This is a genomic window from Halostella limicola (assembly GCF_003675875.1).
Taxonomy (GTDB): Archaea; Halobacteriota; Halobacteria; order Halobacteriales; family Natronoarchaeaceae; genus Halostella; species Halostella limicola.
This window is the reverse complement of the sequence record NZ_RCDI01000001.1, coordinates 100,267-123,005: the sequence shown is the minus strand read 5'-3', so window position 1 is coordinate 123,005 and position 22,739 is coordinate 100,267. Positions and strand designations below refer to the sequence as shown.

Genomic DNA, 22,739 nt, shown 5'->3' with positions numbered 1-22,739 from the left:
GTCACCCTGTCGACGCGGCCCCGCGGCGGAGTATAAGACGCGCCGGACCGAACGTCTATTGTGGGTAACGATGACAATCAACACACTTCTGGTGGCGGTGGGCGAACAGGACGAGACGGACACCGACGCGGTGATCGACGCTGTGCGGACGCTCGGCGCGCCGGAGACGCGGGTCGTCCTCGCGCACGCGTTCGACGAGGGCGCCTACGAGGACGCGGTCGAGGAGCTGGGCGGGAACCCGAACCGCGAGCGCGGCGAGGGATGGACCGCCCCGTCGGCCGGCGAGTGGCACGTGACGGCCTTCGGCGGGTCGCCAGCGGTGACTCGGGACGAGTCCGTCGACGGATCGGCCGACGAGGGGCCGCCGATATCGACCGACGATGAGCGGATCGCCCCGGACAGCGTCGCGGCGCAGTACGAGAGCATCAGGGCGATCGGGAACGCGTTAGAGGCCGACGGCCGACCGTACGAGATCCGCGGCCGCGTCGGCGACCCCGTGGAGACGGTTCTCGACGCGGCGAGCGAGGTCGACGCCGACGCCATCGCGGTCAACCCGCGCGACCGCTCGGCGGTCCAGCAGGCGCTGTTCGGCAGCGTTTCGAAGGAGATAATCGAGCGCGCGGACCGCCCCGTCGTCGTGGTGTAGCCGCCGGGTTTTTCGCGGTCGGGGGCGTTGTGGCGGGTATGGAGACGCCGATCACGTTCGGGACCGACGGGTGGCGCACCACCCTCGACGAGTTCACCGCGCCGCGGGTGCGGATGGTCGGACAGGCGGTCGCGACCTACCTCGACGACGAGGGCCGGGGCGACGACCCGGTCGTCGTCGGCTACGACGCCCGAGAGAGCTCCCGCGGGTTCGCCGAGGAGCTGGCCCGCGTCCTCGCCGCGAACGGCCACGACGTGTTGCTCCCCGAGCGCGACCGCCCGACGCCGCTGGTCGCCTGGGCCATCGTCGACCGCGACCTCGCGGGCGCGCTCATGGTGACGGCGTCGCACAACCCGCCGGAGTACAACGGGGTGAAGTTCATCCCGGACGACGGCGCGCCCGCGCTCCCCGCGGTCACGGACGCCATCGAGGAGCGCCTCGCCGAGCCGACCGCGCTCCCCGCCGACGAGCACGGGAGCGTGCGGGAGGTGGACCTCACCGAGTCTCACTTCGAGCACGCGCTGGACCTCGTCGACGCGGACGTCTCCGACCTCACGGTCGTGTACGACGCCATCCACGGGAGCGGCCGCGGCACGACCGACGCCCTGCTGGAGCGGGCCGGCGCGACCGTCGAGCGCCGCCGCTGCGAGCGAGACACGGACTTCGGCGGCGGGTCGCCGGAGCCGAGCGAGGAGCACCTCCAACCGCTCGTCGAGGCCGTCCGCGAGGCCGACGCGGACCTCGGCATCGCGAACGACGGCGACGCGGACCGGCTCGCGGTCGTCACGCCGGAGCGCGGCTTCCTCGACGAGAACCTCTTCTTCGCGGCGCTGTACGACCACTTGCTCGACGGCGACTCGGGGCCGGCCGTCCGGAGCGTCTCGACGACGTTCCTGATCGACCGCGTCGCGGAGGCCCACGGCGAGGAGGTCGTCGAGACGCCGGTCGGCTTCAAGTGGGTCGCCGAGGCGATGGCCGAGCACGACGCGCTCGTCGGCGGCGAGGAGAGCGGCGGGTTCACCGTCCGCGGCCATATCCGCGAGAAAGACGGCGTGCTGATGGCGCTGTTCGCCGCCGCCGCGGAGGCGGAGGAACCCATCGACGACCGCGTCGACCGCCTGCTCGACGAGCACGGCGAGATCCACCAGGGGAAGATCAGCGTCGACTGCCCGGACGAAGAGAAGGAGCGCGTCATCGCCGACCTGGAGGGCGTCATCCCGGACGAGGTCGCCGGGGCCGCCGTCGAGGACGTCGTCACAGTCGACGGCTTCAAACTGCTCCTCGACGACGGGTCGTGGACGCTCGTCCGCCCGAGCGGCACGGAGCCGAAACTGCGCGTGTACGCCGAGGCCGGGAGCGAGGAGCGCGTCGAGGCGCTGCTCGCCGAGGGCCGAGAACTGGTGGAGCCGCTGGTCTGAACGCCCGAACTTAACTCGCCGGGCTCCCACGACCCCGTATGGTCTCACAGGAGACGAAGATCTCCCTCGCGTTCGTCGCCCTCGGCGTCGTTCTCTGGTACGTCACGTTCAACGTCGTCGACGAGTCCCTGTGGGCGTGGATCGTGCTCATCGCGGTCGGCGTGCTCGCCCCGTCCGTCATCAACGAGCGCCGCCGCGACGATTCGCGAAGCGGGTAGGCATCGGTCAGTCGCGCGTTCCGCGCATCCGCTCCCCGTCGTCGTCCGCCGGTTCGATCTCGAACCCCAGCGACTCGTAGAACGGGCGCACGCCGGGGTCGAAGACGGCGGTGAGGTGCTCCGCGCGCTCGGCCGCGGACTCGACGAGCGCGGTCCCGATCCCCTGCCCGCGGCGGGCGCGGCGGACGGCGACCGCTTCGACGTGCGCGCCGTTCTCCCGTCGGTCGAGGACGAGCGCGCCGACGACGTTGCCGTCGGCGACCGCGACGAGGGCGTCGCCGCGGTCGATAGCGCCCGCCACGTCGCCCGGTTCGAGCATCGCCGCGTCGACGACCTGCCGGACGTCGACGTGCTCGTCCGGACGGGCCTCGCGCACGGCGACGCCGGCGCTCCGCCGGTCGGCGTCGGTCATCCGCCCTTGATCAGCCTGACGACGGTGACGCGGTCGGTCTCGACCGGCTGATCCTCCGGGACGGGGCGGCCGTCGACCATCACCGACACCTCGTGGGGCGACAGGTCGATCTCCGCGAGCAGGTCGGCGTACGTGGGGTCGTCCACGGAGACCTCGTGTGTCTCCTCGCCGGCGACCTCGACGGTGACGTCCATGGCGGGTCGTTGCCGTCGGCGGGCCGTAAGCGTGTCGTCGGCGCCCTCACGGCGGCTCGGAGACGGCCGACGACGCCCTCGCGCCCGGCCGGCCCCGGCGACGCCGGTAGTCACCGGCGACCAGGCCGAAGAGCGAGCCGAGCCCGAGCAGGAACACGAGCAGTCCGATCAGTCCGCCGACGTACGGGGCCTGCGTCGCCACCGCGACGACGACGAGGCCGAGGACGAGCGCGAGCCAGCGGTTCCGGACGTCCGCGGCGGACAGCAGCACGACCCCGACGAGGAACGCGCCGTAGACGCTCCCGATCCACGCGAGGAGGAGAAACAGGAACAGCCACGCGAGCGCGATCGGGATCCCGACGATCGTGATCGCGAACAGGAGGAACAGCACCGGCGCGGCGACCAGCGCGAGGACGCCGATACCGCCGGCCCGCAGCGGGTTGTCGACGCCGTACTCGCCGAGGCGGGTCGAGAACGTCGGCAGGACGAAAAGCAGTATCGCGCCGAGCAGCAGGTTGACGAGGAAGCCGAACACCGTCCCGGCCCACTCGAAGTTCGGCACCTGCGGCCCCGGTGAGATATCGTCGTCGCGGACCGTCTCCCCGCGGACCGCCGAGCCCTCCGCCGCGGTGAGGTTGCCGTCGTAGCGCAGGTCGCCCTCGACGACGGCCGTCGAGCCGAGCGCGACCGTGTCCGCGGCGACTTCCGCGGAGCCGACGGTGCCGTCGATGGTGACCGTGCCGGCGGCAGCCGCGAGCTGCCCGCCGACCGACGCGTTCTCCTCGACCACGACGGTCCCGCCGAACGCGGAGACGTCGCCGCCCACATCGCCCGCGATCCGGACGTTGCCGGCGAACGCGGAGACGTCGCCGCCCACCTCCCCCTCGATTATCACGTTGCCGGAGAACGCGCTCAGGTCTCCGGTGACGGTGCCGCGGACGATCACGTTGCCGCCGCTGGCGGTGAGGTCGCCGTCGACCGTCTCCCCCTCGCCGACGACCACGGTGCCGCCGGTGCGGGTCTCCTGTGCCGCGACGATGCCGGGGACCGTCGCGAGGACGGCGATCAGCGCCAGCGCGACGGCGAGATACCGCGATCGGCGTTCGTCGTTCATGTATTTCCGGACGACGATGGAGTATAAAAATGTGGACCACGGCCCGCAGGAAAGTGGGGATCGCGCTCCCGGCGGTCGCCCAGCGAGCGTCTCGGGGGCTTTATCATCGTCAGGTTCCTTGACGCGGATATGAGTACGCCGGACGCCGAGGCCGATCCCGCGCCGGGGCGAAACGAGATCTGGATCGAGAAGTACCGGCCGCAGTCGCTCGACGCGGTCGTCGGACAGGAGGAGATCACGGAGCGGCTGAAGAGCTACATCGCGAAGGACGACCTGCCGAACCTCCTGTTCTCGGGGGAAGCCGGCATCGGCAAGACCACCTCTGCGGTGAACATCGCCCGCGAGGTGTACGGCGACGACTGGCAGGAGAACTTCCTCGAACTCAACGCCTCGGACGAGCGCGGCATCGACGTCGTCCGCGGGCGGATCAAGGACTTCGCGCGTGCGAGCTTCGGCGACTACGACTACCGCATCATCTTCCTCGACGAGGCGGACTCGCTGACCAGCGACGCCCAGTCCGCGCTCCGCCGGACGATGGAGCAGTTCTCCGGCAACACCCGCTTCATCCTCTCGTGTAACTACTCCAGTCAGATCATCGATCCGATCCAGTCCCGCTGCGCGGTGTTTCGCTTCTCGCCGCTGTCGGACGAGGCCGTCGAGGAGCAGGTTCGCCGCATCGCCGAGAACGAGGGCATCGAGGTGACCCAGGACGGCATCGACGCCATCGCCTACGCCGCGGACGGCGACATGCGGAAGGCGATAAACGCCCTGCAGGCCGCGGCCGTCATGGGCGAGACCGTCGACGAGGACGCCGTCTTCACTATCACCAGCACCGCCCGTCCCGAGGAGGTCAAGGGGATGGTGACGAAGGCGCTGGACGGCGACTTCATCGCCGCGCGGTCGACGCTCGACGAACTCCTCACCGAGAAGGGGATCGCCGGCGGCGACGTCATCGACCAGCTCCACCGCTCCGTCTGGGAGTTCGACCTGGACGACGAGGCCGCCGTCCGCGTGATGGACCGCGTCGGCGAGGCCGACTACCGCATCACCGAGGGCGCGAACGAGCGCGTCCAGTTAGAGGCGCTGCTGGCGTCGCTGGCGCTCGAGGACTAGTAAACACTGAAACTGTTCGCGCGTCGACCGGCACCCGGGGAACCGGTCGAGTGTGACGTTGCGTTCGGTTTCCGCTCTAGGCCGAGGCGACGGCGAACTCGAAGCGCGCGCCGCCGTCCTCGCTGTCGGTCACGGCCACGTCCCAGCCGTGGGCCTCCGCGATCTGTTCGACGATCGGCAGGCCGTAGCCGGTACCGTTCTCGCGGGTCGTGTACCCGGACTCGAACACGCGCTCGCGCTCGTCGGCCGGAATGCCGGGCCCGTCGTCGGCGACGAAGAAGCCGCGCGAGCCGTCGGCGTCGCCCTCCGTCTCGCCGACCCTGACGGTGACGGGGGCGTCGGCGTGCTCCACGCTGTTGCGGAACAGGTTGCTCAGCAGGTCGGCGAGGCGGTCGGGGTCCGCGTCGACGACGAGGTCGGTCTCGACGGCGAGCGCGGAGTCGCCGGTGTCGACAGCCGACCACGCGTCCGCGGCGGCTGACCGGAGTTCGACGAGTTCCGCGTCGCCGACGATGTCGCCTCGCCGGGCGAGCGAGAGGAGCTCGTCGATCATCCGGCTCATCCGGTCGTGGGCCTCCGCGACCTGTTCGAAGTGCTCGGGGTCGTCCGTGTCCCGCGCGAGGTCGAGGAAGCCCTCGGCGACGTTCAGCGGGTTGCGAAGGTCGTGGCTGACGATGCTGGCGAACTCGTCGAGGCGCTCGTTCTGCCGGCGGAGCTCCCGCTCCCGGCGCTTCTGGTCGGTGATGTCCGTGTAGATGGAGTACCCCTGGACGCTCCGCTCGCCCACCTCGAGGGGGACGACGTGCAGGAGGAAGTCGCGGACACCGTCTGCGGTCTTCCGGCGCGAGGTGACCTGGAGGCGCTCGCCGGCGAGCAGCGCCTCGTTGAGGTCGGCCGCCTCGCCGTCCCGGTCCGGCGGGACGATGTAGTCGTCGACGTCCTCGCCGACGACCTCGTCGGCGTCGTAGCCAAACACCTCCTCGAACCGCCCGTTGACGTCGGTGACGATCGGCGCGCCGTCCTCGAACTCGTAGCTGACGACGGCGTCGGGGACGTTCTCGAACAGCGCGGCGAGGCGGTCCCGCTCCGTGACGAGTTCCGCCTCGTGCTCGCGCAGCGCCGCCTCGGCGCGGATCCGCTTCAGGGTCTCCTCGACGTGCGCGAGGAGCAACTCGGCGAGTTCGCGGTCGCGCTCGTCGAACGCGCCGACCCCCTTCGCGGCCGCCTGGAACAGTCCGTCCTCGCCGAACGGCACCGAGAGCACCGAGCGGTACGTCTCGACGGCGGCCTGCGCGTCCGGATCGTCCCGGAGGTCGTCGATCAGGAGCGACTCGTCGCGGCGGTAGGTCCGGCCGGCGACGCCCTCCTCGACGGGGATTCGGGTGAACCCCTCCTCGGCCATCCCGTCCGACACGGACTTCGGGACGAAGTGGCCGTCCTCGACGATGTCGATGCCGCAGATGTCGAACGCCAGCACGCGCTCGGCGGCCTCGACGGTCCGGTCGAACAGCTCCTGCTCGGTCCGGCAGGCGACGATGTCCGCCGCGCTGGCGTGCAACTGCTCGATCTTCTCGCGGCTGGACTCGGTCTGCAGCGCCCACGCGGCTTGGTCGACGACGGCGGCCACGTCGGGGTCCTCGGGGTCGTACCTGACGTAGCCCGCGACCCCGTCCGTCGTCACCGACGCGGGGTCGTCGTCGCTCCACGCGACGATGGGGACCGCGACGTCGTGGTGGCGACAGCCGTCCACGAAGCGCCCGTCCGCGACGAGACAGTCCGCGGCCGGCCGGTCCGGAACGTCGCCCGGCGCGACGACGTCGGCGGAGAGGTCCGGGTGGGCCGCGACCGCCGCCGCTATCTCGGACCGGCGGGCGGGGTCGGAGGCGACGAACAGAAGGGTCAACGGCCGTGACATCGTAGATCAGTGGCGCAGCGTTCGGTTACGCGAAACTGGCACGGCGAAGGGATAACCGTTCTGGTTGATCGGACCGCTGGAAGGCGGTATCAGCCGTTCGCGGCGAGTATTGCGTAGTTGAGAACGGCGGCGAACGTGACCCAGAGCAGGTATGGCACGAGCAGGGCGGCGGCGCGGCGGTCGACTCGCGCGAACGCCCGCACGGTCGCGACGACCAGCACCCAGAGCGCGACGATGATCCCGAACGCGAGCCCGAGACTCTCCAGGGTGAAAAAGGCGGGAGTCCACGCGAGGTTGAACGCGAACTGGAGTGCGAACAGGCCGAGCGCGACTTGGACGGCGGGCCGGTCGGTCCCGCGCCGCCAGACGAGGTACAGCGCGACGCCGAGCAGCGCGAACAGGACCGGCCAGACGATCCCGAAGGCGGCGCCCGGCGGGTAGAACCACGGCTTCTCCAGCGACCGGAACCACGCCGAGTTCGGCCCGCCGAGCAGTGCCGGCGCCGCGCCGAGGGCGTTGACCAGGACGACGCACGCGACGAGGCCGGGAACGTCGTCGCGGGTGAGCGAGCGGCCGGCGTCGGTGCGGGTCTGCATGCGGGTACCCACGGACCCGGCCGGCAAAATCGTTCCGTCGGGGAGCGGGGGGAAACGATCCCCGCCGAGGGGCTACACGCCCCCCTTTCCTCGCCCGATTCGGCGGTTGCGGAACTGTTATACGGGCTGCGGGGCCACATTCCTGTATCATGAGCGAGCTCGAAGAGGAGTACCGCCTCGAGTATTTCGAGGCGAACGACTTCGTCCGGAGGGAGTGTACGGAGTGCGGGGCTCACTTCTGGACGCGCGACGACGACCGCACCACCTGCGGCGAACCGCCCTGCGAGGACTACGGGTTCATCGACAACCCCGGGTTCGACGAGGAGCACAGCTTAGAGGAGATGCGCGAGGCGTTCCTCTCCTTCTTCGAGGAGCACGACCACGAGCGCATCGACCCGTACCCCGTCGCCGCGAACCGCTGGCGCGACGACGTGCTCCTGACCCAGGCGTCGATCTACGACTTCCAGCCGCTGGTCACGAGCGGGCAGACGCCGCCGCCGGCGAACCCGCTGACGATCAGCCAGCCCTGCATCCGGATGCAGGACATCGACAACGTCGGGAAGACGGGCCGGCACACGATGGCGTTCGAGATGATGGCCCACCACGCGTTCAACACGCGCGAGGACGTCGACCCCGACGAGTACGCCTACCACGGCGAGGTGTACTGGAAGGACCAGACCGTCGAGTACTGCGACGAGTTCTTCGAGTCGATGGGCGCGAACGTAGAGGAGATCACCTACATCGAGGACCCCTGGGTCGGCGGCGGCAACGCCGGGCCGGCCATCGAGGTCATCTACCGCGGGGCCGAGCTCGCCACGCTCGTCTTCATGTCGATGGAGCAGGACCCCGACGGCGAGTACGAGATGAAGGACGGCAACCGGTACTCGAAGATGGACACGTACATCGTCGACACCGGCTACGGGCTGGAGCGCTGGACGTGGGTGAGCCAGGGGACGCCGACGGTGTACGAGGCCGTCTACCCCGACATGATCGCCTTCCTGAAGGACAACGCGGGGATCGAACACACCGAGGAGGAGGAGGCTGTCATCCACCACTCGGCCAAGCTCGCCGGCCACATGGACATCGACGAGGCCGAGGACATGGAGGCCGCCCGCGACGCGATCGCCGAGCAGATCGGCGTCTCCGCGGCCGAGCTCGAGGAGCTGATGGAGCCGCTGGAGGACATCTACGCGATCGCCGACCACTGCCGCACCCTCGCGTACATGCTCGGCGACGAGATCGTCCCCTCGAACGTCGGCACGGGCTATCTCGCCCGGATGGTCCTGCGCCGGACGAAGCGGCTGGTCGACGGCGTCGGCGTCGACGCGCCGCTCGACGAGCTCGTCGACATGCAGGCCGAGCGCCTGGGCTACGAGAACCGCGACACGATCCGCGACATCGTCCGCACCGAGGTCGAGAAGTACCGCGAGACGCTGGAGCGGGGCTCCCGCCGCGTCGAGCAGCTCGCCGAGGAGTACAGCCGGCGCGACGAGCCGATCCCGACCGACGAGCTGATCGAGCTGTACGACTCCCACGGCATCCAGCCGGACATGGTCGAGGAGATCGCCGCCGAGAAGGGCGCGACGGTGGAGACGCCGGACGACTTCTACGGCCTCGTCGCCGAGCGCCACGACACCGCCGGCGGCGCGGTCGAGGACGAGGAGGAGGACGAGCGCCTCGCCGACCTCCCCGAGACCGACCGCCTCTACTACGAGGACCAGCAGGGCACCGAGTTCGAGGCCGTCGTGCTCGACGTGTTCGAGCGCGAGGACGGCTACGACGTCGTCCTTGACCAGACGATGTTCTACCCCGAGGGCGGGGGTCAGCCCGCCGACACGGGGACGCTCTCCTCTGACGATGCGACCGCCGAGGTGACCGACGTCCAGATCGAGGACGGCGTCGTCCTCCACCGCACCGACGAGGACCCCGGGAAGGGCGACTTCGTCCGCGGGCAGATCGACGTCGGGCGGCGTCGCCAGCTCATGCGCCACCACACGGCGACCCACGTCGTCATCCACGCCGCGCGGCAGGTGCTCGGCGACCACATCCGGCAGGCCGGCGCGCAGAAGGGCGTCGACTCCTCGCGGATCGACGTCAACCACTACGACCGCATCTCCCGCGAGGAGGTGAAGGAGATAGAGCGGGTGGCCAACGAGCTCGTGATGGAGAACACCTCCGTCACCCAGGAGTGGCCCCACCGCAACGAGGCCGAGGCGGAGCACGGTTTCGACCTGTATCAGGGCGGCATCCCGCCGGGGACGAACATCCGCCTCATCCACGTCGCCGAGGACGTGCAGGCCTGCGGCGGGACGCACGTGAACCGGACCGGCGACATCGGCACGATCAAGATCCTCTCGACCGAGCGCGTGCAGGACGGCGTCGAGCGGCTCACCTTCGCCGCGGGCGAGGCCGCCATCGACGGCACGCAGGAGACGGAGGACGCCCTCCACGAGGCCGCCGAGGTCCTCGACGTCTCGCCGCAGGAGGTGCCCGAGACGGCCGAGCGGTTCTTCACGGAGTGGAAGGAGCGCGGCAAGCGGATCGAGGACCTCAAGGAAGAACTCGCCGCGGCCCGCGCCGGCGGCGGCGGGGGCGGCGACGAGGTGGACGTGGGCGACGCGACCGCCGTCGTCCAGCGCCTCGACGCCGACATGGACGAGTTGCGCGCCACCGCGAACGCGCTGGTCGAGGAGGGGACGATCGCCGTCCTCGGCAGCGGCGAGGACGGGGCGCAGTTCGTCGTCGCCGTGCCCGACGGCGTGAACGTCAACGCCGGCGACGTCGTCGGCGAACTCGCCCGCAAGGTCGGCGGCGGCGGGGGCGGCCCGCCGGACTTCGCGCAGGGCGGCGGCCCGGACGCCGACAAGCTCGACGACGCCCTCGACGACGCGCCCGACGTGCTCCGGCAAGTGAGGAACGCCTGATGGGCCCGGAGGAGTACGCGTCGCTGGTCGGTCGCCTGGCAGACGAGGTGCTGGCCGCGCTGCGCGGCGCGGAGGGACCGGACGAGCAGGAGGACGCCCTCTGGTCGGCGGTCGGCGGCTTCGTCCCGGAGATGGAGCGCGAGGTCTGCGAGGACGTGCTCGCCCACGCCGACGCGACCCCGATGGCGGACCTCGTCGAGGAGGTCGCCGCCGTGCGGGACTCCGACGACGACGAGCGCGTCCGTGCGGAGGCGTTCACCGTCCTCCTGCAGGACGTCAACGCCCGCGTCGCGGCGCGGGACGGCTACGACCCCGAGTGACCGTTCTCAGGCCGGCGCGTCGCCGGCCACGTCGACCCGCGCGCCCCGCTCGTCGAGTCCGAGCACCGCGACCGCCGCTCGTCCGACCGCCGCCGCCCGTTCTTCCGGCGCGTACACGCCGAGTCGCCACTGGATGCGCTGGGCGGCCTGGAGCCCTTGGACCAGCGCGGACTGCTCGTGGAGGCGGCGAACGTCGCCGTTGACGACGACGCGTGTCGACGACTCGGGCATGCTCGGTCGGCCGGGACTGTCGAGGATGACGGCGCGCTCGGGGACGTTCGCCTCGTCGGCGATCTCGGCTTCGAGGTCGCGGACCCGTTCGTGGCCCGCGCCGACGACGGCGTCGGGAACCGCGTCGAGTTCGGCCCACACCGCCCGCTTGTAGAGGTCCCGGGTGGCGAGGCGGGCGGCGGCGTCGGCCGTCTCGTCGTGCCGGCGGAGCTCGGCCATCAGTTCGTCGTCGGTCATGCGGGCGAACCGCTCGGCGCCGAGGTCCGTCTCGTCGAGCAGGCGCTCGCAGACGCGTTCGAGCATCGCGCCCGCGATGCGGGAGACGTGATGGCGGTACACGGTCGCGTTCATCAGCGCCCGCGCGACGAGCGTGCTCTCGGCCGTGGCGACGTTGCCCTCGGCGAGCGCGAGGTCGCCGTCGACGAGCGTGAGCGAGCGCACCAGCCGGCCGTGGTCGATCGTGCCGTAGGGGACGCCGGTGTGGTGGGCGTCCCGCACGAGGTAGTCCATCCGGTCCACGTCGAGTTCGCCCGAGACGATCTGGCCGAGTTCGCCGTCGCCGGCGACGAGATCCGCCACGGCGTCCGTGTCGAGGCCGTGGGACTCCAGCACGGCGGCGAGTTCCCCGTCGCCGATCAGGTCGTGGACCTCGTCGTGGTGGCGGCCGAGGCGACGCCGGATGATCCCCTCGGTCTGGTGGCCGTACGGCCCGTGGCCCACGTCGTGCAGCAGCGCCGCGGCCCGCACCGCCTCGGCGCGGGAGTCGCTGACGTCTAGCTGGTCCAGCGCGCGACCGGCGAGGTGGTAGACGCCGAGGCTGTGCTCGAAGCGCGTGTGGTTCGCGGAGGGGTAGACCAGGCGGACGGTGGAGAGCTGTTTGACGTGGCGGAGCCGCTGGACCGCCTCCGCGTCCAGCAGGTCCTGCGCGACGCCCTCGACGTCGACGTAGTCGTGGACGCTGTCCTTGATCGCGTTCATGCACGCCCCGTGACGGCGAGGCGACAAAAACGGGTCGGGTCGCCGACCGTTTTATTACGCGCCCCTGACTGGTCGAACGCGTGCACCCGAAACGGCTCGCGGACCTCCTGTTCCTCTACGCCGGCGCGCTGAACGTCGCGCAGTACGCGGTCGCGAACGGCCTCCAGTTCGTTGCCGGGTCCGCGTGGCAGCTCCTCACCGGCCTGTTCTTCTGCCTGTACGCCGGCTACCGGTGGGTCGCTCTGGACGACGACGCGGGACCGACGGAGTACGGCCCGCTGATCTACTTCCTCGTGGCCCTCTGTGCGGTGCTGACGGTGCTCACGCTCGGGGTTGCCGTCGGCTGACTGCGGTCGTCGGTATCCGACCGACTCGCTCCGCGGCGATGCGACAGCGGGGCGGTTAAGGCGGCGGCGCGCCCACGTCCGCGTGATGCCGACCGCGAACAACGACGGGACCGCGCTGTACTACGAGACGGAGGGAGACGGCGAGACGGTCGCGTTCGTCGGCGACGTGGGCTACGGGGCGTGGCTCTGGGGCTGGCAGCACGCCGCCGTGGCCGGGCCGTTCGAGGCGCTCGTCTGGGACCTGCGCGGGACGGGCCGCTCTGACGCGCCGCCGGGACCGTACGACGTGGCGACGCTCGCCGCCGACCTGGAGGCGGTGCTGTCGGACGCCGGCGCGAGGAACGCCCACCTCGTCGGCGCGGGTCTCGGTGGACTGGTCGCGCTGGAGTACGCCCGCCGCTACTCGCGGGCGGAGACGCTGACGCTCGCGGGCACGGCGGCGAGCGGCGACGAGTTCGCGGACCTGGAGGAACACCTCTTCGCCGACCCCGCTGACCCGGCCGCGCTGCGCGAGTCGCTTCGGGCGGGGTTCACGACTGACTTCCGCGAGGCGCAACCGGACGTGCTCGACGGCATCATGGAGTGGCGGCAATCGGACGACGCCGGACCGGACGCTTGGCGCGCGCAGGCCGCCGCCGTCGAGGGCTACGACGCCGACCCGCTGTACGAGATACCGATCCCGGCGCTGGTGCTGGCGGGCGAGGACGACCCCGTCGTGCCCCGATCGGCGGCCGAGCGACTGGCCACGGACCTGCCGAAGGGCGAGTTCGAGGCGTTCGCGGGTCGCCACCTCTTCTTCGTCGAGCGGTCGCGCCCGGTGAACGACCGCCTGCAGGGGTTCCTGCTCGACCACGCGGACGCGGATCTGGAGTGACGCCGACCCCCGGAGAAGCGGCCGCCCCGCCCGTCACGGACCCCGGCAGAATTACCGCGGGGGCGTAACGCACTTCCCCCTATAGGTATTGGAGATAACTGATGAGTCGACCGCGCATCGCCGTGTTAAACGCCGCGCACGACCCCGAGCACAACCGTCGAAACTTCCGGCGGGAGCTCGACGCCGACGTCACCGAGTTCGACGTTGTCGCCCAGGAGTTCCCGGAGACGTTCGACTTCGACGGCTGTCTGGTCACGGGGTCGCGCGCGTCGGTCTACTGGGACGAGGAGTGGATCGAACCCACGAAGGAGTGGGTTCGGACCGCCATCGACCGCGGCCTCCCGTTCCTCGGCGTCTGTTGGGGGCACCAGCTCCTCGCGGACGCGCTCGGCGGGCGCGTCGAACCGATGGGCGAGTACGAGATCGGCTACCGGACCGTCGAGCGGACCGACGACTCCGAACTGCTCGACGGCCTCGACGACGAGTTCACGGTGTTCACGACGCACTCCGACGCCGTCGTCGAACTGCCGCCGGGGGCGGAGGCGATCGCCGAGAACGACTACTCGCTCCACGGCTTCCGCAAGGACCGCGTCTTCGGCGTGCAGTTCCACCCCGAGTACGACATGGAGACCGCCGAGTACGTGACGAAGGGGAAGGACCTGCCGGAACAGCGCATCCAGAAGGTGGTAGAGGGCATCAACGAGGAGAACTACGCCGCCGCCTGCGAGGCGAAGGCGCTGTTCGACAACTTCGTCGAGTTCGTGCAGGATGTCCGCGCCGCCGACCCCGCGGCCGCGGACTGATAGACTGCTGTAACTGTTTCCGGTGTTCGGCGACCCGGGTCGTCGAAACACCGAAACGACCGACAACTGACCTCCGAACGAACATTTTTGTTCGGTGAGGGAAAACGCGAACCCGATGAGTGTCCCGTCCGCACTCGACCCGCTCCGAAAGCCCGAATACACCGGCGAGAATCGGTGTACGCCGTGTACGATCGTCAACGGCGTCATCGCCGTCGCCGTGAGCGGCGCCGTCGCGTGGGCGGTCGCGTCCGCGGCGGGCGCGGCGGCGGGCGTCGCGACCGGTGGCGCCGCGCTCCTCCTGTGTGCGGGCGCCATCTATCTCCGGGGCTATCTCGTCCCGGGCACGCCGACGCTGACGAAGCGGTACCTCCCGGACCGCGTGCTCGCGTGGTTCGACAAGGCACCGGGCGAAGCCGGACCTGCCGGAGCGGCGGACGCCGACGCCGGGTTCGACGTCGACCCGGAGGCGGCGCTCGCGGACGCCGGGGCGATCGAACCCTGCGAGACCGTCGACGACCTCTGTCTGACCGACGGCTTCCGCGCGGCGTGGCGCGACGAGATGGACGGGGACGTGACGGCGGACGACGCGGTCGACGCGCTGGGGCTCCGGCGACAGGACTGCACGCTTGAGTCGTTCGGCGACGCGTACCGCCTCGAACGGGGCGGAACGCGCCTCGCGCAGTGGCCGTCGAAGGCCGCGCTGACGGCGGACGTTGCCGGAGCTCGCGCGCTCGACGGCGCGTACGACGACTGGTCCCGGCTGAGTTCCGCGAGCCGGGGCAAGCTCCTCTCCGCGCTCCGCCTCTTCGTCGAGACCTGTCCGGTCTGCGACGGCCCGGTCGAACTGGGCGAGGAGACCGTCGAGTCCTGCTGTCGCTCCTACGAGGTCGTTGCGGTGACCTGCGGCGACTGCGGCGCCCGACTGCTGGAGGAGCGCTGGGACGGGTAGGAGCAAGAATTGCGGAGCGTTTTTTATCGCCCGCCCGCGAGGGTAACCCATGCTCGATTATGTAGGTCTCGAAGCGGAGCTCGGCGAGGAAGAGCGCATGATCCGGGACACGGCCCGGGAGTTCGTCGAGGACCGCGTCGAGCCCGACATCGGCGACCACTTCGAGGCGGGGACCTTCCCCGAGGAGCTCATCCCGGAGATGGGCGAACTCGGCTTCTACGCGCCGAACCTGGCGGGGTACGGCTCCCCGAACGTGAGCGAGACGGCGTACGGCCTGCTCATGCAGGAACTGGAGGCGGGCGACTCCGGCATCCGCTCGATGGCGAGCGTTCAGGGCGCGCTCGTCATGTACCCCATCCACGCGTTCGGGAGCGAGGAGCAGAAGGAGCGCTGGCTTCCTGACCTCGGCCGCGGCGAGGCCGTCGGCTGCTTCGGTCTGACCGAACCCGAGCACGGCTCGAACCCGTCGGGGATGGAGACCCGCGCGGAGCGCGACGCGGGCGAGTACGTCCTCAACGGGTCGAAGACGTGGATCACCAACTCGCCCATCGCGGACGTTGCGGTCGTCTGGGCGCGGGACAAGTCCGCCGAGGACGACCCGGTCCGCGGGTTCCTCGTCGAGACCGACCGCGACGGCGTCACGACGAACAAGATCGACGACAAGCTGTCGATGCGGGCCTCGGTCACCGGCGAGATCGGGCTGAACGACGTGTACGTCCCCGAGGAGAACGTCCTGCCGGGCGTCTCCGGGATGAAGGGGCCGCTCTCCTGTCTCACGCAGGCCCGGTACGGCATCGCGTGGGGCGCGATCGGCGCGGCCCGGGACTGCTTCGAGACCGCCCGCCAGTACGCGACCGACCGCGAGCAGTTCGGCGGGCCCATCGCGCGCTTCCAGATCCAACAGCAGAAGCTCGCCGAGATGGCCACGCAGATCACGACGGCCCAGCTGCTCGCCCACCGCCTCGCCGACCTCAAGGAGCGCGGCGATCTCCGCCCGCAGCACGTCTCGATGGCCAAGCGCAACAACGTCCGCATGGCCCGCGAGCAGTCGAAGGTCGCCCGCGAGATGCTCGGCGGGAACGGCATCACGACGGACTACTCGCCGATGCGCCACATGGCGAACATGGAGACGGTGTACACCTACGAGGGGACCCACGACATCCACACGCTGATCCTCGGCGAAGACCTCACCGGGATCCCCGCCTACGAGTAGTGCGCCAGCAGCTACGAGTAACGCGGTAATCCCGGTGACGCAGGGATCCCCCGCCTACGAGCAGGAGATCGCAGCGTCCTCGGACGGGCAGCGGAGCCACGGGCGAGAGCTGTGCCGGTCCCGTTCTTCCGGAACCGACGGCCTCTTTTGTTGACCCGACCGACTTCGACGTGAAACCGCGACGAGCGGTAGGTGACTCGATGCAGTGGCGATACAGGGAGACAGTCCTCGTACTGAGCACGCTAGCGTTTTTCGCGACGATGGCCGCCCGGCTGGTGATCAGCCCGGTTGTGCCGGCGATCACCGACGAGTTCGCCGTGTCGAACGGCGTCATCGGCGTCGGCCTCACCGGGATGTGGATGGCGTACTTCGCGTCGCAGTTCCCCAGCGGCGTGCTCGCCGACCGCTTCGGGGAGCGGTCGATCATCCTGATCGCGGTGGGCGGGACGGCGGTCACGAGCCTGCTCATCGCCGCCGCCCCGCTTTTCGCCGTCTTCGTCGTCGCGACCGTACTGCTCGGCGGCGTCGCCGGACTCCACTACAGCGTCGCGACGACGCTGCTGGCTCGGACGTACGACGACATCGGCACCGCCATCGGCTTCCACAACTCCGGCGGTCCGGCGGCCGGGCTGGTCGCGCCCGTGCTGGCCGCGTGGGTCGGGGTCCGGTACGGCTGGCGGCCCGCGGTGGCGCTCGGGGCGGTCATCGCGGTGCCCATCTTCGTCCTGTTCGCCTGGCGGGTCCGGCCGACCGAGCCGCGTCGCCCCGACCAGCCCATGCGGGACCGGTTCGAACTCGGCCCCGTCGTGGAACTTCTCTCGCGCCCGAAGATCGCCTTCACGGTCTGTCTCGCGATCGCCGGCGCGTTCGTCTGGCAGGCGACCTCGTCGTTCCTCCCGACGTTTCTGGTGGAGTACCGCGGCCAGTCGCAGACGACCGCGGGGGCCGTCTTCTCGGCGTACTTCGTCGTGCAGGCGGTCACGCAGGTCGGCGTCGGCGCGGCGTCGGACCGGATCGGTCGCGAGCCCGCCACCGCGGGCTGTATGGTCCTCGCGGTCGCCGGCTTCGGGCTGCTGATCGCGGTCCCCGGCTTCCTCGCCGTCGCGGCCGCAGTCCTGCTGTTCGGGACCGGACTCGGCTGGGGCGGCGCGCTCATCCCGCGATTCATGGACGCGCTCTCGGAGGAGGAGCAGGGGGCGGGCTTCGGCCTCGTCCGGACCGCCTACGGCGTCGTCGGGTCGCTCGGCTCCGTCGTCACCGGCCTGCTCGCCGACTACTTCGGGTGGGCCGTCTCCTTCGGCGTGCTCACCGTCCTGCTGGCGCTCGTGTTCGCCGCGCTCGTCGCCAACTGGGCGCTGGACCTGGGGTACTGAGGATCGAGCGGACGGGAAACGCTGAAGTGGTCCGCCGACGGAATCCAGTATCGTCTTCTTCCCGGCCGTAGCTGCGGCACCGCGCGGTGCTGCGGCCGGCCGTCGCACGACACGTGACGGGAAACCCATGACAGGAACGACGACGGACGGGCGATCCGTCCACGACGCACTGGCACAGCGCTACGACGACTACGCCGTGCACCGCCTGCTCCACGACGTACCGCCCCACGAGACGTACGAGGTGACGGTCGACGGCCGCCGCGCGGTCTGCAAGGTGGCGACCGACCCCCGCGGCGACCCAGCCACGGAGGCGCGCGTGATGGCGTTCGTCGGGCGTGAGACGACCGTTCCCGTGCCGACGGTGCTCGCACTCGGCGACGGCTACTTCGTCGCGGAGTGGTGCCCGGACGTGCCCCGGGCGGCGAACGCGGACGAGACGAAAGCCCGCGCGATGGGCGTCGGTCTCGCGACCCTCCACCGGGAAACCGCCGACGCGGTCGACGCGTACGGTCGGTTCGAACCAGCCGACGCGTCGGCGACGCGACGATGCGGCGACTGCGACGGACTCGTCGGGACCGCCCCGGTGATCGCCGAGAAAGCGGACTGGCGGGCGGTCGCTCTCGATCGGTTGGCGGACCGGCGGGCGTATCTGGAGTCGGTCGGACACGCGGACGTCGCTGACGCCGTCGCCGGGTATCTCCAGTCGCACCCCGACGCGTTCGACGGCGCGAGCGACCCGGTGCTCTGCCACGGCAACTACCTGCCGGACCACGTCGGCGTGGACGGCGGCGAGATCGCGCGCGTCATCGATTTCGAACACGCTCTCTGCGGCCCGGCGGAGTACGACTGCTGGCGAACGCTGCTCCCGCTTTCTCGGAACGAGAGCGGCGAAGTTGAAGCGTTTCGCGAGGGCTACGAGTCGGTGCGGCCCCTCTCGGACGGCTTCGACCGACAGCGGGACCTCTACTCGGTCCTGCTCGCCGTTTCGTATCTGAAAGCGCTGTACCTCCAGGACCAGCACGACGCCGCCCGCACGCGCCGGATCGCCGAACAGTTGCGCGAGCACGCGTTCGAGACGCTCGACGCGCTGGAGCGGCGGTGACCTACGCCTCCCCGGTACCTTCGACCAGTGCGACCGCCAGCTCCCTCGCCGCGGACAGCGGCAGGGCGGTCGTGACGCCTTCGGGCGTCGACTCGTCCCACGACTCGTACGCCTCCCGCGTCGGGAACGCGTGGACGTAGGGACACGTCTGCCCGTACGCGACCGCGGGCGACCGGTCGTCCGGGTTCTCCGGGTCGGCCGCGACGCCGAACGACAGCACCGCGCTCGGCGGGTCGGCCGCGACGCCGTCGGCGGTCACTCGCGCCGTCACCTCGCCGCCGCCGGGCACCGCCGACTCGACGGTCACGGGCTCGTCGACCAGCGCGTGCACCACGAACGCGTCGAGGACGCAGGTGAACCGGTACGACTGCGTCGGCGTCCGGGCGAGGTGCTTGCCGTCGGCGTCGTGACAGAGGTCACGGACCCGCGGGGGCCACCACTCTTCCTCGTCGAGCGCGTCGTGGATGCCCTCGACCCAGTCGCCGAACGTCGTCGGCGGCGCTGTGCCGAACAGGTCGCCCAGCGCGCGCCCGACGTCGTCCGGAACGGGCCTGTCGACGACCGGCCCGTCGTCGGCGTCCGCACTCTCCCCTCGCGGCTGCCCGCGTTCGTCTCGGTCCGCGTCGAGCCCGCCGTCGGTCGACCGCTCGGGAGTCGTCCCTTTCTCGGTCTGTTCCGTCGTGTCGCAGCAGTTGCAGTCCGCCACGACTTTACTTTGATGCCCGAAGCTATTATGCTGTGGAGTCCAAAGTATCGAACCGACTTCGAATGTCCGAAGCGACACCGGAAGACCGAACGGACGACCCGCCGACCTGCTACTGCCCGCTGACGGGCGTCGTCGAGACGCTCTCGGGGAAGTACGCGATGCAGCTCGTCTGCGTCGTCGGCGCGCTCGAACCGGTCCGGTTCGGGACGATCGAGGAGTACCTGGAGGGGGCGAGCACCTCGACGCTCTCCGCGCGCCTCGACGAACTGGCCGACGAGGGGATCGTCGCGCGGACGCAGTACGACGAGATCCCGCCGCGGGTGGAGTACGAACTCACCGACGACGGCCGGGAACTCCAGGAGCGCCTGGAGCCGGTGCTGGAGTGGGCGGAAGAGCGAGAGCGGGAGCGGGAGAGCGGCGACTGAACGGCGACTACGCGGTCGAGTTCGCGTCTATCGCCGCGCGAGCGACGACGGCCGCGCCGAACAGCAGCGCCGCGTACGCGACCGGCATGTAGAAGCCGCCGTGGTGGGGCGCGAACAGGTGGAAGGCGCCGATCGCGAGCGGCACACCGCCCGTCAACGCGGTTCGCTCCGGATCGCCGCGCGTCTCCGCCGTCGGCAAGAGGAGCGCGTAGGCCAGGAAGCCGGCGGCGAACAGCCACGCCGGGATCCCGAGTTCGGCCGGCTCGCCCCGGAACAGGTCCTGTCCGGCGTGGACGAACGCCGCAGCGACCGCCGCGGACTCCAGGCGGTTCACGCGCTCGTCACCGCCGTTCGAAATCGCCGGCCGAGGTCGGAGCTGTGCGGTCGCATGTCAGTCGAACCGACCGGTCTCGGCGTCGCACTCCTCACACCGGGTGACGACGGCGTCGCGGTCGTCGCTCATCTCGACCCGCTGGGGCGTCGGCTCGCCGCAGGCCCCGCACTCCCGGATGATCTCCGTGTCGCCGGCCTCCTGGGGTGCGCCCATCGCCAGTGCGACGACGCGCTCGTCCCCGCCATCAGACTCCGAATCCCCATCGGAGACGCGGTTGACCCCACGCTGGTACTCGCCTGGACCGAACCTGACGAGTTCGCCGGGGCCGACCTCGACGTCGCCCTCGGCGGTGGTGAACGTCACCGTCCCCTCCTGGACGTAGAACACCTCCTCCTGCTGATCGTGGGCGTGGTACCCGTACGCGAAGCTCTCGCCCGGCGCGAGTTCGTAGTAGTTCAGCGCCATGTCCGCCATCCCCAGCGCGTCGGTGAGCGGTCGGATCACGTCCGCCGGCCCCATCCGGGACTCCATCTCGTCGAGGGACTGCCGTTTCATACGTGAGCCGTGGACGCGGGCGACGAAAAAGCCCCGCGGACCGCGGCGGTCGGCGTGGCGGTGCCGGACCGCTCGACTCGTCGACCCGTCCGAGGCGAGGGATTAATACGCCGACGGGGCGGAGGTGTCGTCATGGCGATAGACCCCCAGTTCGACGAGAACCGCGACGTAGTCGACGAGCACGAGGGCCACGACGTGTGGGGACCCGTCGAGGAACCGGAGAAACTGGGCATCCACGGCACGCACGTCGCCGTCGACTTCGACATCTGTCTCGCCGACGGGGCCTGCCTCGAAGACTGCCCGGTCGACGTGTTCGAGTGGGTCGACACGCCGGGTCACCCCGAGAGCGAGATCAAGGCCGACCCCGCCAACGAGGCCCAGTGCATCGACTGCATGCTCTGCGTCGACGTCTGTCCCGTCGACGCCATCGACGTCGACGCGAGCCGCTCGGCGTGAGCGCCGCGGCTATCCGGTAGATCGGTCGAAAACGGTTCTCCGGCCAAACCCTCACTCCGCTCGGTCGACGTCGACCTTCTCCTGCAACTCCTCCAGCGCATCGGACTCGGAGAGCTCCTCGAGGCGGTCCCGGAAGTGGTCCTCGCAGAGCCCGACCCGGACGCCGTCCGACTCGGCGGCGAAGGCGGCCTCCCGGTCGCAGTAGTGGCACTTCATGATGTCGTATAAGGCGCGCACCCGTTTGAAGGCTACGTTACGCCAGTCTCGCGTCGAGCGTCCGGAAGTCGGACTCGGACAGGCCGGCGACCCCGAGGGTGTGGTCGTGGGCGTCGCTCCCGCCGGTCGCGAGCAGGTCGTGGTCCGCGATGGCGCGCTCGATGGGCCGGACGTCGACGGCGCGGTCGTACGGGTAGAACCGCTCGACGGCGTCGAGGTCTTCGGTCAGTGCCAGCGCCGCCGTCGGGTCGGGGTAGCGCAGGGGATGGGCGAGCCCGACCACGCCGCAGGCCGCCGAGAGGAGTTCGCGCCCGCGGTCGAACGGGGTCACGTCACGCGCCACGAAGCAGTCGCAGTCGTCGCCGATCAGGTCGTCGAACGCGCCCTCGTAGCCGTACTCGGTGTCCGGATTCGCGTCGACGGCGCGGGCGATGTGGGGCCTGCCGATGCCCTCCTCGACGTCGACGTCCAGGCGCACGCCGAGGCGGTCCTCGACGTTCTCGACGATGGCGCGGCCGCGCTCGATGCGGTCGCGCTGGAGGCGGTCCAGTTCCTCGTCGAGGGCTGGCGTGGCGGAGACGCCGTAACCGAGCAGGTCGACCCGCTGATCGCCGGCCTCGACGCGGAGCTCGATGCCGCGAACCAGCGTCACTCCGTCGCGCACCGTCACCGGCGCGTCGAGGTCGGGGTGGACGCGGTCGTGGTCGGTTATCGCCACGACGCTGACGCCGGCCTCGCGCGCGGCGGCCGGCACCTCCGAGAGCGTCAGTTCGCCGTCGGAGCGCGTCGTGTGCACGTGCAGATCCGCGTAGACCATACGGTCGGTATCGCCCCGACCGGCAAAGCCCTGACCATGTCGAGCCATACTAGGACAAATAATGAAGGAAAGGAGTACCCCCCACTGCAAGGTCGTATATGGACAATGTTTATAATTATCTTTCATCCATTACAGGGTACGATGCTCAACGGCGAGACCACCGACCTGATCGACGAGAGCGAGTTCCCGATGACCAGCGAGCAGTTCGTCGAGCGCTACGGGGACCACGAGTTCGAACTGCCGAACGGCTCCGAGACCCTCCGCGAGGTCATCCAGCGCACCGACTCGGAGACGTACCAGTCCCCCGACGACGCCCGCCTCTCGCTGTACAACTCGCTCAGCAGCAAGGCCATCGGTCGCAAGGGCTACAGCGACCGCGACCCCACGCCGCCGGGCAGCCCGTACGGCCCGGACCAGATCTCGTTCTAGACGCCCGTTTTTCTCGTCGGGTGCCCTCGCGAGCCGCCGGCTCGCTGCGGGCATCCTCCTC

Annotated in this window: 27 protein-coding genes; 16 read left to right on the top strand and 11 right to left on the bottom strand. The window is 70.4% G+C overall.

The annotated features are described in order from the left end of the window. Positions 1-70 precede the first annotated feature (70 nt). From D8670_RS01855 to D8670_RS01845, 3 genes are read left to right on the top strand one after another with little or no spacing between them, the layout of a single operon-like run. Positions 71-646, top strand: a complete 576-nt coding sequence (locus D8670_RS01855; protein WP_121816407.1) for a universal stress protein — start codon at positions 71-73, stop codon at positions 644-646. A gap of 38 nt (positions 647-684) precedes the next feature. After that, positions 685-2,064: a phosphoglucomutase/phosphomannomutase family protein gene (locus D8670_RS01850; RefSeq protein WP_121816406.1), complete on the top strand. Its 1,380-nt coding sequence runs from the start codon at positions 685-687 to the stop codon at positions 2,062-2,064. 38 nt (positions 2,065-2,102) lie between these two features. Further along, positions 2,103-2,282 (top strand): DUF7987 family protein, encoded by a 180-nt coding sequence (locus D8670_RS01845; RefSeq protein WP_121816405.1) that lies wholly within the window; start codon positions 2,103-2,105, stop codon positions 2,280-2,282. A gap of 7 nt (positions 2,283-2,289) precedes the next feature. Here D8670_RS01845 and D8670_RS01840 read toward each other — a convergent pair whose 3' ends face one another. The 3 genes from D8670_RS01840 to D8670_RS01830 are packed head-to-tail and all read right to left on the bottom strand — an operon-like array spanning position 2,290 to position 4,002. Continuing rightward, positions 2,290-2,694, bottom strand: coding sequence for a GNAT family N-acetyltransferase (locus D8670_RS01840; RefSeq protein WP_121816404.1), 405 nt, complete (start codon positions 2,692-2,694; stop codon positions 2,290-2,292). Next, entirely contained in the window at positions 2,691-2,888 is a 198-nt protein-coding gene (samp2, locus tag D8670_RS01835; RefSeq protein WP_121816403.1) for a ubiquitin-like small modifier protein SAMP2, read from the bottom strand. The genes D8670_RS01840 and samp2 overlap by 4 nt, the downstream gene beginning before the upstream one ends. A 46-nt stretch (positions 2,889-2,934) precedes the next feature. Beyond that, the gene (locus D8670_RS01830; protein ID WP_121816402.1) at positions 2,935-4,002 is read right to left on the bottom strand and encodes a bactofilin family protein; all 1,068 of its coding nucleotides are present in this window, start codon (positions 4,000-4,002) and stop codon (positions 2,935-2,937) included. A 129-nt stretch (positions 4,003-4,131) separates the two neighbouring features. Between D8670_RS01830 and D8670_RS01825 the strand changes: the two genes are divergently transcribed. Then, on the top strand, positions 4,132-5,115 hold the full coding sequence (locus D8670_RS01825) for a replication factor C small subunit (protein ID WP_121816401.1): 984 nt from the start codon (positions 4,132-4,134) through the stop codon (positions 5,113-5,115). A gap of 76 nt (positions 5,116-5,191) precedes the next feature. Here the strand turns inward: D8670_RS01825 and D8670_RS01820 are convergent, their stop codons facing one another. Then, the gene (locus D8670_RS01820; protein ID WP_121816400.1) at positions 5,192-7,030 is read right to left on the bottom strand and encodes an ATP-binding protein; all 1,839 of its coding nucleotides are present in this window, start codon (positions 7,028-7,030) and stop codon (positions 5,192-5,194) included. A gap of 89 nt (positions 7,031-7,119) precedes the next feature. Then, entirely contained in the window at positions 7,120-7,626 is a 507-nt protein-coding gene (locus D8670_RS01815; protein ID WP_121816399.1) for a TspO/MBR family protein, read from the bottom strand. A gap of 149 nt (positions 7,627-7,775) precedes the next feature. Here D8670_RS01815 and alaS point away from each other — a divergent pair, with 149 nt between their 5' ends. After that, entirely contained in the window at positions 7,776-10,550 is a 2,775-nt protein-coding gene (gene alaS, locus D8670_RS01810; protein WP_121816398.1) for an alanine--tRNA ligase, read from the top strand. Further along, positions 10,550-10,870: a hypothetical protein gene (locus D8670_RS01805; RefSeq protein WP_121816397.1), complete on the top strand. Its 321-nt coding sequence runs from the start codon at positions 10,550-10,552 to the stop codon at positions 10,868-10,870. Before alaS ends, D8670_RS01805 begins: the two co-directional genes overlap by 1 nt. Positions 10,871-10,876: 6 nt before the next feature. Here D8670_RS01805 and D8670_RS01800 read toward each other — a convergent pair whose 3' ends face one another. Beyond that, on the bottom strand, positions 10,877-12,079 hold the full coding sequence (locus D8670_RS01800; RefSeq protein ID WP_121816396.1) for an HD domain-containing protein: 1,203 nt from the start codon (positions 12,077-12,079) through the stop codon (positions 10,877-10,879). Between the two features lie 80 nt (positions 12,080-12,159). On the opposite strand from D8670_RS01800, the gene D8670_RS01795 reads away from it, so the two are divergent. The 7 genes from D8670_RS01795 to D8670_RS01765 all read left to right on the top strand — a co-directional run bounded on the left by D8670_RS01795 (position 12,160) and on the right by D8670_RS01765 (position 18,740). Next, complete coding sequence (locus tag D8670_RS01795; RefSeq protein ID WP_121816395.1) at positions 12,160-12,426, top strand: hypothetical protein; 267 nt, start codon at positions 12,160-12,162, stop codon at positions 12,424-12,426. A gap of 85 nt (positions 12,427-12,511) precedes the next feature. Next, positions 12,512-13,300, top strand: coding sequence for an alpha/beta fold hydrolase (locus tag D8670_RS01790; RefSeq protein ID WP_121816394.1), 789 nt, complete (start codon positions 12,512-12,514; stop codon positions 13,298-13,300). A 101-nt stretch (positions 13,301-13,401) separates the two neighbouring features. Next, positions 13,402-14,103, top strand: coding sequence for a type 1 glutamine amidotransferase (locus tag D8670_RS01785; protein ID WP_121816393.1), 702 nt, complete (start codon positions 13,402-13,404; stop codon positions 14,101-14,103). Positions 14,104-14,218: 115 nt separating this feature from the next. Continuing rightward, the gene (locus D8670_RS01780) at positions 14,219-15,052 is read left to right on the top strand and encodes a DUF8054 domain-containing protein (protein WP_121816392.1); all 834 of its coding nucleotides are present in this window, start codon (positions 14,219-14,221) and stop codon (positions 15,050-15,052) included. Positions 15,053-15,101: 49 nt separating this feature from the next. After that, positions 15,102-16,265 carry an acyl-CoA dehydrogenase family protein gene (locus D8670_RS01775; RefSeq protein WP_121816391.1) on the top strand — a complete coding sequence of 388 codons (1,164 nt, stop codon included), beginning with the start codon at positions 15,102-15,104 and terminating at the stop codon, positions 16,263-16,265. Positions 16,266-16,465: 200 nt separating this feature from the next. Beyond that, a complete protein-coding gene (locus tag D8670_RS01770) occupies positions 16,466-17,638 on the top strand; it encodes an MFS transporter (RefSeq protein WP_121816390.1) in 1,173 nt (390 codons plus the stop codon). A 127-nt stretch (positions 17,639-17,765) separates the two neighbouring features. Next, complete coding sequence (locus D8670_RS01765; protein ID WP_121816389.1) at positions 17,766-18,740, top strand: phosphotransferase; 975 nt, start codon at positions 17,766-17,768, stop codon at positions 18,738-18,740. 1 nt (position 18,741) lies between these two features. On the opposite strand, the gene merB is transcribed toward D8670_RS01765, so the two are convergent. Then, positions 18,742-19,446, bottom strand: coding sequence for an organomercurial lyase (gene merB, locus D8670_RS01760; protein ID WP_121816388.1), 705 nt, complete (start codon positions 19,444-19,446; stop codon positions 18,742-18,744). Positions 19,447-19,508: 62 nt separating this feature from the next. On the opposite strand from merB, the gene D8670_RS01755 reads away from it, so the two are divergent. Continuing rightward, positions 19,509-19,871 (top strand): winged helix-turn-helix transcriptional regulator, encoded by a 363-nt coding sequence (locus D8670_RS01755; RefSeq protein ID WP_121816387.1) that lies wholly within the window; start codon positions 19,509-19,511, stop codon positions 19,869-19,871. Positions 19,872-19,878: 7 nt separating this feature from the next. On the opposite strand, the gene D8670_RS01750 is transcribed toward D8670_RS01755, so the two are convergent. Both D8670_RS01750 and D8670_RS01745 read right to left on the bottom strand, forming a co-directional pair. After that, positions 19,879-20,205 carry a hypothetical protein gene (locus tag D8670_RS01750; RefSeq protein WP_121816386.1) on the bottom strand — a complete coding sequence of 109 codons (327 nt, stop codon included), beginning with the start codon at positions 20,203-20,205 and terminating at the stop codon, positions 19,879-19,881. Positions 20,206-20,262: 57 nt separating this feature from the next. Continuing rightward, complete coding sequence (locus D8670_RS01745) at positions 20,263-20,760, bottom strand: cupin domain-containing protein (RefSeq protein ID WP_121816385.1); 498 nt, start codon at positions 20,758-20,760, stop codon at positions 20,263-20,265. Between the two features lie 132 nt (positions 20,761-20,892). Here D8670_RS01745 and D8670_RS01740 point away from each other — a divergent pair, with 132 nt between their 5' ends. Next, complete coding sequence (locus D8670_RS01740; RefSeq protein WP_121816384.1) at positions 20,893-21,216, top strand: 4Fe-4S dicluster domain-containing protein; 324 nt, start codon at positions 20,893-20,895, stop codon at positions 21,214-21,216. A 51-nt stretch (positions 21,217-21,267) separates the two neighbouring features. Here the strand turns inward: D8670_RS01740 and D8670_RS20540 are convergent, their stop codons facing one another. Continuing rightward, positions 21,268-21,432, bottom strand: a complete 165-nt coding sequence (locus D8670_RS20540; protein WP_162994118.1) for a DUF6757 family protein — start codon at positions 21,430-21,432, stop codon at positions 21,268-21,270. Positions 21,433-21,469: 37 nt separating this feature from the next. After that, positions 21,470-22,249 carry a PHP domain-containing protein gene (locus D8670_RS01735; RefSeq protein WP_121816383.1) on the bottom strand — a complete coding sequence of 260 codons (780 nt, stop codon included), beginning with the start codon at positions 22,247-22,249 and terminating at the stop codon, positions 21,470-21,472. 141 nt (positions 22,250-22,390) lie between these two features. Here D8670_RS01735 and D8670_RS01730 point away from each other — a divergent pair, with 141 nt between their 5' ends. Beyond that, a complete protein-coding gene (locus tag D8670_RS01730) occupies positions 22,391-22,678 on the top strand; it encodes a DUF5789 family protein (RefSeq protein WP_121816382.1) in 288 nt (95 codons plus the stop codon). Positions 22,679-22,739: the final 61 nt, after the last annotated feature.